The 17,184-nt window shown below is 36.7% G+C and carries 21 protein-coding genes; 10 read left to right on the forward strand and 11 right to left on the reverse strand.

Going from position 1 to position 17,184, the window contains the following annotated elements; all coding sequences use genetic code 11:
* The first annotated feature begins 40 nt into the window (after positions 1-40).
* Both AC2A1G_RS07110 and AC2A1G_RS07115 read left to right on the forward strand, forming a co-directional pair.
* Positions 41-793, forward strand: a complete 753-nt coding sequence (locus AC2A1G_RS07110) for a glycine-rich domain-containing protein (protein ID WP_484046228.1) — start codon at positions 41-43, stop codon at positions 791-793.
* Between the two features lie 18 nt (positions 794-811).
* Positions 812-1,162, forward strand: a complete 351-nt coding sequence (locus AC2A1G_RS07115; protein WP_484046229.1) for a hypothetical protein — start codon at positions 812-814, stop codon at positions 1,160-1,162.
* Positions 1,163-1,310: 148 nt separating this feature from the next.
* On the opposite strand, the gene mnmA is transcribed toward AC2A1G_RS07115, so the two are convergent.
* The gene (gene mnmA / locus AC2A1G_RS07120) at positions 1,311-2,498 is read right to left on the reverse strand and encodes a tRNA 2-thiouridine(34) synthase MnmA (RefSeq protein WP_484046230.1); all 1,188 of its coding nucleotides are present in this window, start codon (positions 2,496-2,498) and stop codon (positions 1,311-1,313) included.
* 227 nt (positions 2,499-2,725) lie between these two features.
* Here mnmA and AC2A1G_RS07125 point away from each other — a divergent pair, with 227 nt between their 5' ends.
* Entirely contained in the window at positions 2,726-3,253 is a 528-nt protein-coding gene (locus AC2A1G_RS07125; RefSeq protein ID WP_484046231.1) for a hypothetical protein, read from the forward strand.
* 18 nt (positions 3,254-3,271) lie between these two features.
* Here the strand turns inward: AC2A1G_RS07125 and AC2A1G_RS07130 are convergent, their stop codons facing one another.
* Positions 3,272-3,892: an endonuclease III domain-containing protein gene (locus AC2A1G_RS07130; RefSeq protein ID WP_484046232.1), complete on the reverse strand. Its 621-nt coding sequence runs from the start codon at positions 3,890-3,892 to the stop codon at positions 3,272-3,274.
* A 32-nt stretch (positions 3,893-3,924) separates the two neighbouring features.
* Here AC2A1G_RS07130 and bcp point away from each other — a divergent pair, with 32 nt between their 5' ends.
* On the forward strand, positions 3,925-4,377 hold the full coding sequence (gene bcp / locus AC2A1G_RS07135; protein ID WP_484046233.1) for a thioredoxin-dependent thiol peroxidase: 453 nt from the start codon (positions 3,925-3,927) through the stop codon (positions 4,375-4,377).
* Between the two features lie 225 nt (positions 4,378-4,602).
* On the opposite strand, the gene AC2A1G_RS07140 is transcribed toward bcp, so the two are convergent.
* The 3 genes from AC2A1G_RS07140 to AC2A1G_RS07150 form a co-directional block, all read right to left on the reverse strand.
* Positions 4,603-5,004, reverse strand: a complete 402-nt coding sequence (locus AC2A1G_RS07140) for an OsmC family protein (protein WP_056027571.1) — start codon at positions 5,002-5,004, stop codon at positions 4,603-4,605.
* Between the two features lie 5 nt (positions 5,005-5,009).
* Entirely contained in the window at positions 5,010-5,870 is an 861-nt protein-coding gene (locus tag AC2A1G_RS07145) for a tetratricopeptide repeat protein (RefSeq protein WP_484046234.1), read from the reverse strand.
* Between the two features lie 171 nt (positions 5,871-6,041).
* Positions 6,042-6,890 (reverse strand): hydroxymethylglutaryl-CoA lyase, encoded by an 849-nt coding sequence (locus AC2A1G_RS07150; RefSeq protein ID WP_484046235.1) that lies wholly within the window; start codon positions 6,888-6,890, stop codon positions 6,042-6,044.
* Positions 6,891-7,210: 320 nt separating this feature from the next.
* Between AC2A1G_RS07150 and AC2A1G_RS07155 the strand changes: the two genes are divergently transcribed.
* The gene (locus tag AC2A1G_RS07155; protein WP_056027577.1) at positions 7,211-7,429 is read left to right on the forward strand and encodes a hypothetical protein; all 219 of its coding nucleotides are present in this window, start codon (positions 7,211-7,213) and stop codon (positions 7,427-7,429) included.
* A 133-nt stretch (positions 7,430-7,562) separates the two neighbouring features.
* A complete protein-coding gene (gene pepT, locus AC2A1G_RS07160) occupies positions 7,563-8,810 on the forward strand; it encodes a peptidase T (protein WP_484046236.1) in 1,248 nt (415 codons plus the stop codon).
* Between the two features lie 59 nt (positions 8,811-8,869).
* Here pepT and AC2A1G_RS07165 read toward each other — a convergent pair whose 3' ends face one another.
* The 3 genes from AC2A1G_RS07165 to AC2A1G_RS07175 form a co-directional block, all read right to left on the reverse strand.
* Positions 8,870-9,427 carry a hypothetical protein gene (locus AC2A1G_RS07165; protein ID WP_484046237.1) on the reverse strand — a complete coding sequence of 186 codons (558 nt, stop codon included), beginning with the start codon at positions 9,425-9,427 and terminating at the stop codon, positions 8,870-8,872.
* Positions 9,428-9,439: 12 nt separating this feature from the next.
* Positions 9,440-9,829, reverse strand: a complete 390-nt coding sequence (locus tag AC2A1G_RS07170) for a DUF1398 domain-containing protein (RefSeq protein ID WP_484046238.1) — start codon at positions 9,827-9,829, stop codon at positions 9,440-9,442.
* Between the two features lie 175 nt (positions 9,830-10,004).
* Complete coding sequence (locus tag AC2A1G_RS07175) at positions 10,005-11,801, reverse strand: DUF885 domain-containing protein (protein ID WP_484046239.1); 1,797 nt, start codon at positions 11,799-11,801, stop codon at positions 10,005-10,007.
* Between the two features lie 164 nt (positions 11,802-11,965).
* Here AC2A1G_RS07175 and AC2A1G_RS07180 point away from each other — a divergent pair, with 164 nt between their 5' ends.
* The 4 genes from AC2A1G_RS07180 to AC2A1G_RS07195 all read left to right on the forward strand — a co-directional run bounded on the left by AC2A1G_RS07180 (position 11,966) and on the right by AC2A1G_RS07195 (position 14,715).
* Positions 11,966-12,427, forward strand: a complete 462-nt coding sequence (locus tag AC2A1G_RS07180) for a hypothetical protein (protein WP_484046240.1) — start codon at positions 11,966-11,968, stop codon at positions 12,425-12,427.
* Positions 12,428-12,588: 161 nt separating this feature from the next.
* A complete protein-coding gene (locus tag AC2A1G_RS07185; protein WP_262150252.1) occupies positions 12,589-13,293 on the forward strand; it encodes a MotA/TolQ/ExbB proton channel family protein in 705 nt (234 codons plus the stop codon).
* Positions 13,294-13,302: 9 nt separating this feature from the next.
* A complete protein-coding gene (locus tag AC2A1G_RS07190; protein ID WP_484046241.1) occupies positions 13,303-13,701 on the forward strand; it encodes an ExbD/TolR family protein in 399 nt (132 codons plus the stop codon).
* Between the two features lie 141 nt (positions 13,702-13,842).
* Positions 13,843-14,715: a ferric siderophore ABC transporter substrate-binding protein gene (locus AC2A1G_RS07195; protein ID WP_484046242.1), complete on the forward strand. Its 873-nt coding sequence runs from the start codon at positions 13,843-13,845 to the stop codon at positions 14,713-14,715.
* Positions 14,716-14,805: 90 nt separating this feature from the next.
* Here the strand turns inward: AC2A1G_RS07195 and AC2A1G_RS07200 are convergent, their stop codons facing one another.
* The 3 genes from AC2A1G_RS07200 to AC2A1G_RS07210 all read right to left on the reverse strand — a co-directional run bounded on the left by AC2A1G_RS07200 (position 14,806) and on the right by AC2A1G_RS07210 (position 17,133).
* Positions 14,806-15,192, reverse strand: a complete 387-nt coding sequence (locus AC2A1G_RS07200) for a hypothetical protein (RefSeq protein WP_484046243.1) — start codon at positions 15,190-15,192, stop codon at positions 14,806-14,808.
* Between the two features lie 14 nt (positions 15,193-15,206).
* A complete protein-coding gene (locus AC2A1G_RS07205; RefSeq protein WP_484046244.1) occupies positions 15,207-15,542 on the reverse strand; it encodes a hypothetical protein in 336 nt (111 codons plus the stop codon).
* A gap of 187 nt (positions 15,543-15,729) precedes the next feature.
* Positions 15,730-17,133 carry a nucleoside recognition domain-containing protein gene (locus AC2A1G_RS07210; protein WP_484046245.1) on the reverse strand — a complete coding sequence of 468 codons (1,404 nt, stop codon included), beginning with the start codon at positions 17,131-17,133 and terminating at the stop codon, positions 15,730-15,732.
* Between the last annotated feature and the right edge of the window lie 51 nt (positions 17,134-17,184).

Here is a 17,184-nt window from a genome sequence, read left to right on the forward strand (position 1 = left end):
AATCAAAGGAAATTTGAGTAGAAAAATTAAAAGAAACAAAATGAAAACAAAAATGGTATTAAGAAACGAAAATCTTTGGCAAAGTATACAAAGCTTTTCATTAGACGTTGAGAATGCAACATTTCCATTCTCGAAAAAACTCGCAAAAGAGGAAAACTGGAGCGCAAAATTTACCCAAAAAGCAATTGAAGAGTACAAAAAATTTGTCTATCTCTGCTGCATTTCTCCCAACGGTGCTTCGCCAAGCGAAACTGTAGACAAAGTCTGGCATATGCATCTCATTTACACTCAAAATTACTGGGAAGATTTTTGCCCGAATGTTTTGAAAAGAAGTCTTCATCACTATCCTTCAACCGGAGGAAGTTCTGAAAACGCAAAACATCAGAACTGGTTTTCAGAAACTCTGGAAAACTATCGTGAAGTTTTCTCACAGGAAGCACCGGAACACATTTGGAAACAACAAAACCAAAAAACCGCTGTCAGAAAAAACTGGTTTCAGAAATTTAAATTTCTGTCTGCAGCTTCAGTCTTTCTACTGTTGATTTCCTGCTCAGAAGGCTCTGGCGGAGTTTTATTCAAAGTATTTGGCTGGATCGTAGGAATATTTATAGTAATGAACATTTTAGGAATGATCATCGGAAGTTCACAATCAGGAAACAGAAACAAAAACAACGGTGGCAGTTCAGACGGCGGAAGCAACGGCACAAGTTGCAGTAACAGTTCATCTTGCAGCAGTGGCTCAAGTTGTGGAAGCAGTTGCGGTGGCGGCGGATGTGGCGGGTGCGGAAGCTAAAATTTAAAATAAATCAAGATGAAAAGTTTAATAATGTACTCTGTTTCATTGATTGTAGGTTTTGTATGGCTTTATGTTTCACACCAAACTTTTAATCCCATTTCACTTAAAGGTCCGGATTTTCTGAAGTTTTATTTATTAATCCTGATGGTTTTGTACCTGATGATTTTTATTGGACACAGATTGAAAATCAACAACCGAAAGGTACTGCTTTATTTTATGCTTTCTGTGCTAGCTTTAGGAATTACAAAACTGTTCAGAGGTTTGTATTTAAATAAACCAGTTGGATATTTGATCTTTATTTTAATAATGGAAACAATTGTAATGCTGATAATTACTCAAACTCACCCTAACCAAAAGTTAAAGTAACCAACACTCAATTTTAAACAAACAAAAACCCGAAACAAAGATGCTTCGGGATTATTTTTTTATTAACCGCAAAAGTGACAAAAGAAAAATCTTGAAAAGAAGTCTCTCAAAAGTTCACAAAATTGTCAGTTTATTTTAATAGCTAATTCTAAGAAATCACACCACTCCCAATCAGTTCATCCTCCAGATACCAAGCTGCAAACTGACCTTCGGCAATTGCAGATTGAGGATTTTCAAACTCCATAAAAAAGGCATTTTCAAACTGATAGATTGTAGCTTTTTGAAGCTCCTGTCTGTAACGGAATCTCGCCATCACCTCCATCGATTCGCCATTTTTCAATCTTAAATCTTCACGAACCCAATGTAATTCTGAATTGTCAATTTTCAAAGCCTTTTTATGCAAGCCGGGAAAACTATGACCTTCTCCAACGAAAATAATGTTGTTTTCCATATCTCTGGAAACAATGAAACACGATTCTTTGTGTCCGCCAATTCCTAAACCTTTACTTTGACCAATGGTAAAAAACTGAGCACCCTGGTGTTTGCCAATTACCTTTCCGTCGGCTTTTTTATAATTGATTTTTCTGCTTAAAAATTCCAGTTCATCCTCTTTAGATGAAAAAGCTGGAGTTTCTTGAGAAAACAATGGTGAATCTTTAAAAATCTCAACGATTTCTCCTTCTTTTGGAACCAACTGTTGCTGCAAAAACTGAGGCAAACTTACCTTTCCGATAAAACACAAACCTTGCGAATCTTTTTTATCAGCAGTAACCAACTCCATTTCTCTCGCAATCTCTCTAACCTGAGGCTTTGTCAGTTCGCCAATCGGGAACAAAGCTTTAGAAAGCTGATCCTGACTGAGCTGGCATAAAAAATACGATTGGTCTTTGTTATTGTCTTTTCCCGCCAGTAAATGAAAGATTTCCTTTCCGTTTTCATCAACCGTGGAATCAACTCTTGCATAATGACCTGTTGCTACTTTATCGGCACCAAGTGACATTGCAGTCTTCATAAAAACATCGAATTTCACTTCTCTGTTGCACAAAACATCAGGATTCGGAGTTCTTCCCTTCTGATATTCGTCGAACATATAATCAACGATTCTTTCTTTGTACAGTTCACTCATATCAATCACCTGAAAAGGAATTCCAAGTTTCTGAGCGACCATCAGCGCGTCGTTACTGTCTTCAATCCACGGACATTCATCTTCCAAAGTCACGGAAGCATCATTCCAGTTTCTCATAAAAAGAGCCACCACCTCGTGCCCCTGCTGTTGCAGCAAATACGCTGTAACACTCGAATCTACACCTCCGGAGAGGCCTACTACTACTTTCATTTATTCAATTTTACGAAACTCTTAACGGGAGTTCTTAGTTGAGCCGCAAAATTACGACAATCTCATTCGCAAAAAAAATGATATTTTTAAGGATTGATAAAAACGATATTCTTTACGAAATTGTTTTTATATTATTTAAAATTTAATAAAATTTTTCCTCCACAGCTGTCTGGAAGTGATTTTATTTAAGTTTGAACGACTGTTGTTTACGTTAAAAATTACATGATATGAGAAAATTTTTTATTGCGGCTTTAGTTTTGATTTCCACTTTTGCTTACTCGCAGATTGCAATCGGAAACAACTCAGAAAGCACCAGCCGATGGACTTTCGGAGGCGGAATTGGCTTTGGTTTCGGAAGTAATTCTATGTTTAACATTCAGGCTGCACCCAGAGTTGGTTACCGCGTAACAGAAAATCTGGAGGCCGGAATTACGGGTACGGTGATGTGGCAGACCTCAGACTTTTACAAGTCAACCATGTTTGGAGTGGGGCCTTTCGCCAACTATTATTTTGCGAGATCATTCTATGTAGGAGCAAATCTTCAGCATTTTTTCATTAATTATAAAGATAAAATTTACGGTTACAAATCGTCCGACCAAGAGACTGCGCTTTATCTGGGTGGCGGATATCTGCAGAGAATCGGCAACAATTCTTTCCTGCAGCTTGGTGTAATGTATAATGTGTTGTACAGGGAAAACAACAGCATTTTTGCCAGCGGACTTATGCCGAATATCGGTTTTGTAGTCGGTTTGTAATTGAAACGATCGGAGCTTTTACTTTTCAAAGAGCATTTTAGTCAGAAAATCCTTCTCGCCCTTCCCTCTCGCCGGCGAATATTCCCGTCCGTAGTAAATAATCTGAAGATGGAGTTTGTTCCAGACATCTTCTTTCCAGAGCATTTTTGCATCCCGTTCGGTTTCTATAACATTTTTTCCTGAAGTCAGTTTCCACTGAATCATCAAACGGTGAATATGCGTATCGACAGGAAATGCCGGAAACCCAAACGCCTGACTCATCACCACCGACGCTGTTTTATGACCGACGCCAGGAAGTGCCTCAAGTTCTTCAAAGGTCTGAGGAACGATGCCGTTGTGGTTTTCAAGAAGAAGTTCAGCCATTCTTTTCAGATTTTTGGCTTTGGTATTTGATAATCCGATTTCTTTAATCAGTTCTTTAATTTGAAACTCTTCCAGTTTTGCCATTCTCTGCGGTGTACCAGCCACAGCGAAAAGTTCCGGCGTCACTTGATTCACCTTTTTATCAGTCGTCTGAGCCGAAAGCGCAACAGCTACCATCAGTGTGTAAGGATCTGTATGATCCAGCGGAATCGGAACTTCGGGATAAAGTTTCTCTAATTCCTGTTGAATAATGGCGGCTCTTTGTTTTTTTGTCATTTAAAATTTAAATTTGAACAAAATTAAAAAATATGCTGAAAGTCGGAGACGCTTTACCAAAATTTGAAAGTATAAATCAGGATGGCGAAATTGTTAGTTCGGAAAACTTCATAGGGAAGAAACTGGTGATATTCTTTTATCCACAAGCGAGCACGCCGACCTGTACTGTTGAGGCCTGTAACTTAAGCGACAATTATTCTGAACTGGAAAAAGCAGGTTTTCAATTACTTGGAATCAGTGGAGATTCTGTGAAAAAGCAGAAAAACTTTCATTCTAAATTTGCCTTTCCTTATGATTTGATTGCTGACGAGAACCGTGACATTATCGAGAAATTCGGTGTTTGGCAGGAAAAGAAAACATTCGGAAAAACGTACATGGGAATTGTGAGAACCACTTTTATCTTCGATGAAAAGGGAATCTGTACAAGAGTTATTGAAAAAGTGACTTCTAAAACAGCGGCGCAACAAATTTTGGAGGAAAACTAATATGATCATCCTTATTTAATCATAAAATCAGCCAGTAATTTTGTCATTCCGTAGGAATCTAAACTGCATAATTTTGAGTGTGTCGGGATTCCTACGGAATGACAGATAAACTTTTAATGATTATTTTATTACGTTTTAATAGTCAAAAGTATTTGGTGAAATTGCAATGCCGATAAGTACTGACAAATTATACAACTAAAAGGCTTAAAACTTAGACTTACCGTTCTATTGGTAAACAAAACTCAACGTCTGCTTCAAATCCGGATGCAGACTTTTCGAAACCGGACAGTTGTATGCAATTTCTTCTATAGTCTTTTTCTGCTCGTCAGAATACTGATCTTTGAAAATAAACTCACATTTGATTTCGCTGATTCTTCGTGGATTTGGAGCCATTACTTTTTCAAGATTGCAGTAGGCTCCATCGATGTTGATGCCTTTGTCCTTGCCTAAAATTGCAATCGTTGTAAGAGCACATTCCGCCAAAGAAGTTGCACACATATCGGTTGGAGAAAACTTTTCACCTTTCCCGTGATTATCTGTCGGCGCGTCACTTTCTATAATTGTTCCGGATTGCAGATGTTCTGCGGAACATCTTAAATCTCCTAAATATGTTATTTTTGAAGTCATAATTATTATTTAGATTTACTATTAATTTTAACTGAAGCTGCTGGATTTATTTCTTTATCAAGAACATCTGTAATAAGCTCCCTCAATGTCGAAAGGGTAAATGAATCATCTTTAAAACCTATAGGATATGTAGAATGTCCATCTTTTGTTTCTTCACAAATAACATACTCAGGATCGGTCCTTTCGACTTTAATTGTTTTTTCAATATTAAATTTTCTTTCAATCTTTTCTCCAGACTTATCTATTAAATAAACTTTATAAAGACTTTCAAGCGTATTTTTAGGTTTCTCAAAAGATTTGAAAACATTGATGTATTGATCTTTCCAAACAAATTCATCCACCGCCATATTTTTAAACTTCATATAGTCTTCCGATAGAACTTTTTGATTGTAAAATGTTTTTACTTTTTCAAAAACTTCGTTCGCTTCTGTAAATTTATTACTAGCATTCAGCGATTTTATTAACTTCTCATATAGAATATACTCTTCCGGAAACAGTACTACAGCACTTTTGTAAATCTCTTCAGACTTTTTATAATCCTTTTTGGAGGCATAATAAAAATTACCGGCGTTTTTTGCTAAAGTTAAATACCATTTCCCTTCCTTATCGGCATTTTTTAGACCTTGTTCATAAGTTCTATCTTCATTCACATCATCTTTCTGATATTTAAAAATATTTGCCTTCTCCACATAAAACTCAGCCAGCGGAGCTTTTTCTATGGCAACATTTATATTTTCAAGCGCTTTATCATATTGTTTTAAAAACATCTGAGAATATCCTTTCTGGAAATATACGATTGGATTATCAAATTTCTCTGTCAATGCTTTATCATAGTATTCAATTGCCTTTACATCGTTTTCTTTCATAAAAAAAGCATATCCCATGTAATACAGCTCCTCACCGCTTAAACCAGCACTCTCATTTTCTAACTTAATTATTTCGTCGAATTTTTCTTCGTTTTTAAGCTTCAGAATTTTTTGTCCAAAAATTGTACAGGAAAAAAGAAGTATAAAAGTAAACAATAACTTATTCATAAATCAGAAATGAAAAACATCTTTCGCCTTATTATAAGCACTTTCAAAATTAAGTAAATTCAGTTTGTGAGGTGCTTTTTCTACACTCATAAAGTTGATCACCTGCTCAGTCGGCATATTCCCTACCAAATCATCTTTTGCCATCGGGCAACCGCCAATTCCTTTAATTGCAGAATCAAATCTTCTGCAACCTTGATCGTAGGCAGCTTTTAATTTTGTGTAGGAATCTTCATAACGGTTATGAAAATGAGCTCCGAAATTGATTTCGGGAAACTTTTGAGGAATTTCGCCAAACAGCAAATCGATGGTTTCGGTAGTTGCGACACCCGTGGTATCCGACAAAAGAATATTTTCGATTCCTATTTCCGAAAATCTTTTAGCCCAGAATTCCACATCCTCCAGCTTCCACATTTCGCCGTAAGGATTGCCGAAAGCCATCGAAAAATAAAGATTCAGACTGCGGTTTTCAGATTTTGTGAGCTCAAGAATTTTCACAATATCCGTGAAAGCTTCTTCCTGACTCTTATTGGTATTCCTGTGCTGAAAAGTTTCAGAAATGGAAAAAGGAAACCCTAGAATATCAACTGACTGATGTTTTAAAGCTTTTTCGGCTCCCCTGAAATTGCCGATAATGGCAGAAACTTTTGTGTTGGAGCGGGATTTATCTATATTTCCTGCAACCTCGGCAGAATCAGCCATTTGAGGAATTGCTTTCGGGGACACAAAGCTCAGGCAGTCGAGCACATCAAATCCTACATCCATCAAAGCGTTGATGTAATCTATCTTTTTGGAAGTCGGTATAAATTCTCCCCAGCCTTGCATGGCATCGCGCGGACATTCTGTAAGAAACATTTCTATTTTGATTTTCTCAAATATAATAAAACTAAATAATTTAACCGTCTATTTCGAAATATCACAGAATCAATTGATTTAAAAGCATTTAGAATTCATATTTATATCAGCACATTTTAATTAAAACGCCTGTTTTCCATTTTAAATTAAACTTTAAATTATTTCTGAAATCTTCAATTAACATTTAAATAAGATTTAGTTTAAGTATTTCAAATCAAATCAAGATTATTGATGATTAAATTTTAATAAATAATTTTAAAATCAAATCGATTTGGTAAAAGAATTGCAATAGACTGAAAAACGTTTAAAACCTTTGCGCCATGAACATTTCCTATTACGATTTCAAGAACTTAGAAAATCAGGATCAGTGCAATTTGGTATTGCACAACGGAAAAATCGTCAACGAAAGAATGATGAAAGACCTGAAATATACTTTGTATGAATTTTCAACCTTCACCGTAGAAGTGATGCACAATCTTTCCAGCGAAAAACTGGCAGTCATTAACGTTTTTCAGAACAGAGCGGCTTATGCGGTCTGACAAGTTTAAATAAGATTTAAAATATAGAGGAGGCAATTTGCTTCCTTTTTTTATTGACATGCAAGCATAATTGAACACATTTTTCGGGCATCCTGATTTTACGTTGTATATTTGTGAAAATTTAAAATCAATAATGAGTACGCTAGAATTTAATCAACTTTGGAAAGAAAAATTACTGAACCGTTTTCTTACTTACGTAAAAATATACTCTACCAGCGACGCTGAAAGCGAGACAACACCTTCTACAGAAAGACAGTGGGATATCGCAAAATACATCACTCAGGAACTGAAAAATATTGGTCTTGAAGATGTTTCTATCGACGATCACGGTTACATCATGGGTTACGTTCCATCAAATTTGGAAAATGATAATCAGCCGACTATCGGTTTTATTTCGCATTACGACACTTCGCCGGATTTCAGTGGAGAAAATGTGAAACCTCAGGTTTGGGAAAATTATGACGGAAGTGATTTGGTTTTAAATCAGACCTCAAACTTCACTTTGTCGCCTTCAAAATTTGAAAGTTTAAAAAAATACATCGGTCAAACTTTAATAACCACTGACGGAAATACCCTTCTTGGAGCGGATGACAAGGCAGGTTGCGCAGAAATTGTAACCGCTGCAGAATATCTGATCACTCATCCGGAAATCAAACACGGAAGAATTGCGATTGGATTTACGCCTGACGAAGAAATTGGAAGAGGTGCTCATAAATTTGATGTTGCCAAATTCGGGGCAGAATTCGCCTATACGATGGATGGCGGCGAAGTGGGCGAACTGGAATACGAAAATTTCAACGCTGCGGGAGCTGTCGTGAAAATCCACGGGTTGAGTGTGCATCCCGGTTATGCTTTCGGAAAAATGGTGAATGCTGCTCTGCTTGCTGCGGAATTTATTCAAATGTTGCCAGCTAATGAAACTCCGGCTACGACGAAAGGTTTTGACGGATTTTATCACTTAATGGATGTAACGGCTGATATTTCTGAAGCAAAACTTCAATACATCATCCGTGATCATGATGAAGAAAAATATGAGGCAAGAAAAAAATTCATGGAAGAAAAAATTGCAGAATTTAACCAAAAACATGGCGAAGTAACGGCTGAAATAGAAATTAAAGAGCAGTACCGAAACATGAAACAGCAGTTTGAAGGCAAAATGCACATTGTAGACTTGGCAGCTAAGGCAATGAAAGAGGCCGGAATAGAACCAAAAATAAAAGCCATCAGAGGCGGAACTGACGGAGCGCAATTATCTTACATGGGATTGCCTTGTCCGAATATTTTTGCCGGCGGAATTAATTTCCACGGACCGTATGAATATGTTGCTTTGGAAAGCATGATGAAGGCTACCAAAGTGATTGTGAATATTGTGAAAGCGTAATATTTTAACTTACAACATAAGAAACCCCGATAATTCTATTCTTGTCGGGGTTTTTGGTTTTATTGAATTCTGGTTTTAAAATAACCTCGCATACTTTTGATAACACCTCCCTTAACATTGCATTGATAATCTATAAATCCAAAAAGACTGTCATTTTTCTGATAATCTATTTTATCTAATTTTAATGCCTGACTTCCGGGCTTTGCATTTACAAATTTTATTTCTCCTCTTAAAGTTTGAGGATCGTAATCTTTTACAAAGAAATGATTCCCAAAAACTTTAATCAGAATTCCATTGCTGGTCATACCGTCATAATTATTGACCGAAATTTCTAAAGTGTCATCTTTTTTCTGGGCTTTACATTTATAATTATCCCGATCAAGTAAAAAATTACCAAATTTTGAATTCTGCACAACATAAGCCGTTCTTGTTTTGCTTTCTACAATTTCTTTACTGTAAAGTTTCAGCTCAGGAAATTTAGACAATAGAAGAATGGTATCATTTTTAACAAGATTTTTGTCGACATTAATTTCCGGAAAATCCTTTTGGTTTTTGCATTTCTCCTTTTCTTTACAGTTGATCAAGAATAATCCAAAAATCAGAACAAAATATCTCATTTCGAAATCATTTTAATGTGGAATTTCCTCCGTCAAAATTTCATTGCCGGCTTTGTCAAAATAAATACAGGTAAACTGATCTAAATCTACAATCCATTTTTCAACACCGTTTTCTGCACAGTCTCTGCAGAATTGCATATAATCTGTTCCGCCCTGCTGGTGGGTTTTTAACTGCTTTTTAAACTGATCTGCGCTAACTGTTTCATTGATTTCCAAATCATCATATTTCGGTTGTGATTTTGTTTGAAAATCATTTTCGCCAAAGTATTCTGTGTGACTGTCTTTTACCCACGTTGTAAAGTTTTTCACTCCGAAACCTTTGATTTCCTGAATATATTTTGGGAAATCTGCGCCCGATTTTACTTTGCTGTGAGCTTCTTCAACTTGTGCTACTGTAAACATTTGTATTTATTTAAATTAAATTTAGATTTTTCTAAAGGACGGCAAATCTCGTAATTATAAATAATATTTCCGTGAATATTTCATGAATATTTCATGAATATGTCAGTGATTCTAACATCTTCAAAATGTCTGATTTAAATTTAAAACATCTGCTTTTCGCTTAGAACATGATTACCTATTTCTGTTTTTTAGCCCAAAGCGCCATTTTTCTGTTTAAAACATCCAAAGGAAGGCAACCCTGACTTAAAACTTCGTCATGAAATTTTGCCAGACTGAATTTTTGACCAAGTTCCTGCTCATATTTTTCTCTCAGCTCACGGATTCTCAAAGAGCCGATCTTATATCCTAAAGCCTGCCCCGGCATCGCCATGTAACGCTCAACTTCTGCTGTGGCTCCTGCTTCATCGTACGCTATATTGCTCAGAAAATATGCGATCGCCTCTTCCCTGCTCATTTTTCCCGTATGAAGTCCGGTATCGACCACCAATCTTACCGCACGCAGCATCTGATCGCTCAGATAACCCATTTTTTGATAAGGATCTGTGTAAAGCCCAAATTCAGGACCTAATGTTTCGCAATAATGCGCCCAGCCTTCGCCGTAAGCTCCGAGCCAGCCGAAACGCATAAATTTCGGAAGCGATACATTTTCCTGCTGAAGAGAAACCTGATAATGATGCCCCGGAATGGCCTCATGTAAAAACAGGGATTCCATACCAGAAGTGACATTAAATTTTGAAGGATCCGGAAGTGGAATATAAAAAATTCCCGGTCTTTCGCCGTCCGGAGTTCCCTGTATGTATTCTGCACTTGCACTCGCCTCCCTGAACTTTTCGGTCTGTCTGATTTCAAATTTTGTTTTCGGCGTGACGCTGAACATCGTTTTCAGCTTCGGAGTGATCTTGGCTAAAATCCCGTTGAAAGCTTTCAAAACCTCATCAGAACTTTTATAAGGCATTGCTTTGGGATCATTTTTTACGTGCGTAATAAATTCTTCAAGTGTTCCTGTAAAACCAATTTCCTGTTTTACTTTTTCCATTTCAGAACGGAGCATGGCGACCTGCTGTAAACCAATTTTGTTGATTTCTTCAGGGTTTTGATCTGTGGTTGTCCAGCTTTTTGCATAGAACGCATAGATAGAATTTCCGTTAGGTAAGCTATTGTAGCCATCAGTATCCCTCGCTTTTGGGTAATATTCCTTTTCAAGATAATTGCCTAATTTGGTGTAGGCAGGAATTATATTTTTCGCTACAGATTCGTGGAAAAGTTTGGTGAATTTAGCTTTTGTTTCATCAGAAAATTTTTTCGGAAACTTTTTCAGCGGGCCAAAGAAAATATTTTTTTCTGTGTCTGAGGTGATAATCTCTTCCGCTCTCATCTGCGGAATCATTTTGATGACCAGCTTTTTAGGCAAAACAATTTTTGCATTGATTCCTTCATTGAAATTATGAACCGCTGCATCTGCCCACGCCGGAAATTTCTCCATCCTCTTCAGCCAGTTTTCGTAATCTTTTTCTGTCTCAAAAGGCTGGCTTCCTTCCCCACTTCCCAAAAGCGGAAATGTAAGCGGCAAACCTCCGAACTGTGTAAATGGTATATATTCAGGATGGAAATTGTAAGCTCCGATTTTATCTTTTAAAGTAAAATCAAGAACATCATAGACCACCTTTTTGTCATCGGGAAGGCTTTCATAATCTACATTTTCCAGCTGTTTCTGTACTGATGTGTAAAAAGAAACTTCTCCAGAGATAAAATCTTTATCAATATTAATGGGCAACTGGTCGTTATACCTTGGGTCTCCCTGCTGCGTTGCTTCCAATGGATAGAGCTTCAAATACTGCTCGTAATAGTTGGCAGCAATAGAATCTATATTTTTCGGGGTTACTTTGGTAAGCGGCGAATCTGTTTTCCGACAGGAATTAAAAGCAGTTGCAAGGCCAATGCATAAAAGGCTTCCCAGTACAATATTTCGCATGATTAAAGATTTTTATATGAAAACAAATGTAATGATTCTATTGGAAAATTTTTAACATCTAAAATTTTAAAAATAATTTAAAAAAATTTTTCACATTCAGTCAATTTTCTATCTTTGTTAAAACAATTAACATTCATACCATTACGGATCTTTTCTAAGAAATAATGAAAGGGATTTTAAAAATTTACCACCCGGACGAAACGCTTAAATACAATATCAATCACACTTATTGCAAAGCCGTTTACCTTAATCAGAAACATTTTTTGGAAGTAGAAATCACCACAGACGACAGTTTGGATCATGTGGAAGACGATTCTCTACAGTATAACTTTCCTCAGATTTCAATGGAAGTTTTTGATTTTCCGATAGATTCCGGCGAGATTGAAGACAAAACGTTTGCTGTAAACGATTCAGACGAAGAATCCTACACAGAAGTAGATCTTTTTGATGATGAAGAGGCTTATCTTTATGATAACGAACTTTGTTTTGAAAAAGACGAAAACGGCGAACTTCAACTGATCTGGAAAGGGCATATTGACGATTTCTACACCGGCTCAGACAATCCGCTTCCGTTCAGACTAAAATGTCTGCTCAAGCAGGATGAGATTGAGATAGACGAAGATTAAATTCAAATAATTTAAAGATAAACCACAGCATTTCTCTTCATTCATTTTGAAGGGAAATTTGCTGTTGTTATATTAAAAGCTCACTTTTAAGCATTTTTTAAGATTAAAATTGATAATATTCCTTTATTTTTGTCGTTTAAACTACTAAAAAATACAGATTAATGCTTGTAACAGAACTTACTCATGTTTTATTTGCACAGGTCGCAGCACCTGTAGTAACTGCAGAAAGTGCCGAGTTTTCATTTTGGAACATCATGTTTCACGGAGGTGCTTTTGCCAAAATCGTAATGGCAACCGTACTTTTGTTGGGTATATTTTCTGTCTATCTTTTCTTTGAAAGATTTTTCTTTATTAAAAGAGTGACTTCAAAAACAGATTCCAATTTTATGAATAATATTGAGGATTTTGTAAGAAGCGGAAAGATAGATTCTGCATTAGACTACTGTAAAACACAGAATTCGCCGGAAGCAAGAATTTTAGAAAAAGGAATTTCCAGATTGGGAAGACCGGTTTCTGACATCGTAAGTGCAATGGAATCTCAGGCGCAGGTAGAAGTTGCCAACATGGAAAAAAACCTGAATCTTCTGGCAGTCGTACCAAGTATTGCACCGATGCTGGGACTTTTGGGTACGGTAATCGGGATGATTATTGCTTTCTTTAATCTGTCACACGCTGAAGGTTCTTTCTCACCTAAAACTTTATCTGAAGGTATTTACACGGCTTTAGGGCAGACAGCAGTTGGTTTGGCTGTGGCGATTCCGGCTAACTTTGCCTACAATATTCTTTTGACGAGAATTGATAAATTTGTTTTGAATGCTCAGAATATGTCCGGAGAATTTTTGGATATTATCAACAAACCTTTATAATCTTTAAAGATGAAAATTCAAAGAAGAAATAAAGCCAATCCGGAATTCAGTTTAGCAGCGATGACAGACGTTATCCTGCTGATGCTGATTTTTTTTATGATTACCTCATCGGCGGCCAATCAAAGCTCGATTGATGTGAAGCTTCCAAAGGCAGATACTGCGACAGACAACACGCCAAATCCGCTTACGGTGACGATCAATGCGGAAGGAAGTTATTTTGTTGACGACAAACCAGTTCCGAGAGAGCAGGTAGAACAGACGATTGTAAGTTTACTGAATTCAAGACAGGGAAAATCTTTTACTATCCGTGCGGACGAAAATACGATGCATAAAGACGTGATTTTTGCCATGGAAATCGCAGAAAAACACAAACTGAACATTGCAATTGCGACGGTGAAGGAAAATTAATTTTACTGATAAAGTTTTAAAAGGAAGAATCTGATTAAACTTAAATCAATATTATTTAACTAAATTACAATTCAGACATCAAAAAAAGAGTTGAATTTAAATTAAATAAATTCAGAAATCTTTTAAGTTAAACAACTGATAATGAGAAGCTATACATTAGACAATAACGAACACAACAAAGACCGGATCAAAAGCGGAATTCTATCTGTTTTGATATGGTCTGCGATTCTGCTGTTTGTTTTTATCTATAAACTTAAGCCTACCGAAGAAGAGAAGAAGCCGGAGATTATCACAACGATGCTGGTGAATTTCGGTGATAACAGAAACGGTGATGGTTTTGAAGAACCCGCTCCACAGAAAGGAAGTCAGGCCGCCAAAGCTGATGAGACTACAGCCGAGCCGCTGGAAAGCAAAACCGAACCCAATACAGTTATTAAAACTGAACCGAAAGCCGAAAGTAAAAAAGCCGACGTCAAGGAAAAAGCAGTTTCCGGAAACGACAACCGTAAAGTTGCCAAAAAAGACGATGCAAAAACCAATACGAAACCAGCTAGCAGCCCGGTAAAAAGTAAAACCAAAGGTGGCGCAGTCACTTCCAACAGCAAAACCGGAAACGGAGACGGTCAGGGAAAAAATATTTTTGGTAAATTTTTGTCCGGTAGAGGCGACAAATCTGGTAACCAAGGGGATGGAAAAGGTCCGGGGAATGCCGGAGATCCTTTAGGTGGCGACGGTGATGGAGACAGCAAAATAGGAGTTGACAGGAGCCTTACACATTTCATTCCCGGAACCATGGGAAAAGGAGGTACACAACCAAGTCACAAATGTACCGCAAGCGGAACCATCAAAATTTCTTACAAAGTAGATAAAGCGGGTAACATTACTTCTGCCCGAAGATCAGGCGGAATTTCAGATCCCTGCATCGTTCAGACTTCTACAGCGTGGGTAAGACAATATGTAAAAGCTGAAAAATCCAGTGTATCATCCACCGGAACTTACAGCATAACCTTTTAAAAATACAAAAGCACTTACTCAAGTGATTTTTCATGTATCAGAAGTTTCTGTAATCTTCTGTTTGTAATCCTTACCCTCTTTCGCAGGAGATTATTTACCTGCAATCTCGCTGATTCTGTTAATAACCGGAAGTGCAAAAATGCCGCTGGTTTGTAAATAAAGCTCGTAGAAAGTTTTTGCTTTGTCTAAAAAATCATTGTTAGCCAAAACCTTTCCATTATAATAGAAAAGATTTCCGAGCATTTCGTAATAATCTTTGTGATCTCTTTCCTGTCTTTCTTTTACAATCTCAATGACTTCCTCTTTCGGTTTTGCTGAAAGCGTAATAAAATCAAACTTGAAAATATCTTTCATCAAAGAATCGAAATCGAGTTCTTTCTGCATCAAACTTTCTTCAGGTTTGTCTAAAATCAGTTTTTCTAAGGCTTGAGATAGCTGACGGATGAGTCTTAATGTGAATTCTTTATCTGTGATCATAATTTTTATTTAATTTAAAATTTTGAATTTAAAAAGATTAATCCTTCCAATTCATTTTTGTGAACCTCAACTTCTTTCTTGAAGCTTATTTTATCCGTTTGATCATTAATTTCTTTTTCAAAATCAGCCACAAAAATTAATGTTTCTTCTTTTACTTCCAATAATAACATATCTAATATTCTGAGAGTTGCCTTACATTTTTTGCAAACCAAAAATTGATCTTCATAATATCCTGCATCAGTATAGATTTTTCGCACCTCAATAAATTCTATTTTGTTGCTGTCAATAGAAAGAAAATTGGAATCTTTTGAATGAAAATAAGATCTTATGAAAGGTTCTTTTTCTTTCAATTTATTGGATTTAAAATCTATTCTAAATTTTTTTCCCACCTGTTCTTTCGTAATATCTCCAATTTTTAGATAGCCGATATTCCATGCACCTTGTGCAAATAAAATAGCATTAAAAGAAAGAACGAAAAATAAGATTAATGTGAATTTGATTTTCATATTAGTCGAAATGATGATTGTAATTCGATTTCTAAGCAAAAAACAAATAAGCTAATCCAATCGCAGTAATCACACCTACCAAATCAGCCAAAAGCATAGCAACAACCGTGTATCTCGTATTCTTCACAGCTACAGCTCCAAAATAAACTGCAATCACGTAAAACGTAGTATCTGAACTTCCCTGAAGAACTGCCGCCAATTTCCCCTGAAAGCTGTCTGCTCCGAAAGTTGCCATAGTGTCGACCATCATTCCTCTTGCTCCGGAACCGGATAACGGTTTGATTAAAGCTGTCGGAAGTCCGTCAACAAAGCGTGCATCGAGATTTGCGGCATAGGCAACCCATTTCATTCCATCAATAATCACATCGAAAACACCGGAAGTTCTCAGAAGAGAAATGGCAATCAACATTCCTACTAAATAAGGAATGATTTTTACGCAGGTCCAAAATCCTTCTTTTGCTCCGTCAATAAAGGCGTCAAAAACATTGATCTTTTTATAAACAGCTCCAAGAACGATGGCCAAAAAGATGAAAAGTATCAAACCATTGCTCAGAACTTTACTGAAATCATCGAGCTCATCTTTGCTCAGCTGAACCAAATAAACTACCAGAAGACCGATTAATACTGAAATTCCGCCAACATAGGCAAGAACGATGGGTTTTAAAAGATTGATCTTTTGGTATAATGATACGATAATCATTGCCGCCATTGTTGCTGCAAAAGTAGCAATCATGCAGGGAAGGAAAACATCGGTAGGAGTTTTTGAACCCATTGACGCCCTGATAGCGATGATGGAAACCGGTATCAAAGTCATTCCACCTGCGTGAAGGCAGAGGAACATAATCTGTGAGTTGCTGGCAGTATCTTTATTTGGATTTAATGTTTGAAGGCTTTCCATGGCTTTTAATCCAAAAGGTGTTGCGGCATTATCCAAACCTAAGAGATTGGCGCTGAAATTCATCAGCATATGTCCAAACGCAGGATGGTTTTTTGGAATTTCAGGGAAAAGTCTTGAGAAAAATGGCTGAATAAATCTGCTTAACAAATTAATACCGCCTGCTTTTTCCGCAATACTCATGAATCCCATAAAAAGTGTCATGATTCCAATAAGTCCAATACAGATTTTAACTGCCGTTTCTGAAGTTCCGATAACACCATCTGCTTCCTGAACGCGGTAAACTTTTACGTCCTGTTTTAAAGAATCGGTTTTGTAATGAATTCTGTTGTCAGCGAAATCATTTTTTTTCATCAGACTGTCTCTCACAATAGGAGAAAGCGCAGTGATATTTTGAGTTGCCACCTGTACCGTATCACCGCCTTTTCCAACCACCATATCGTTGAAAATGGTTTTGTAGTGGCTTGATGAAATGTATTTTATACTTGCAATGGCGATGGCGATTATGATGAAAGCCGACCAAATTCTGCTGAGAACCATTTGATTAAATTAATTGTTTAAACTTAGTTAAAAAAAACTTCAGATTGCAAA

Source organism: Chryseobacterium sp. HNCC26DJ240 (assembly GCF_057180485.1).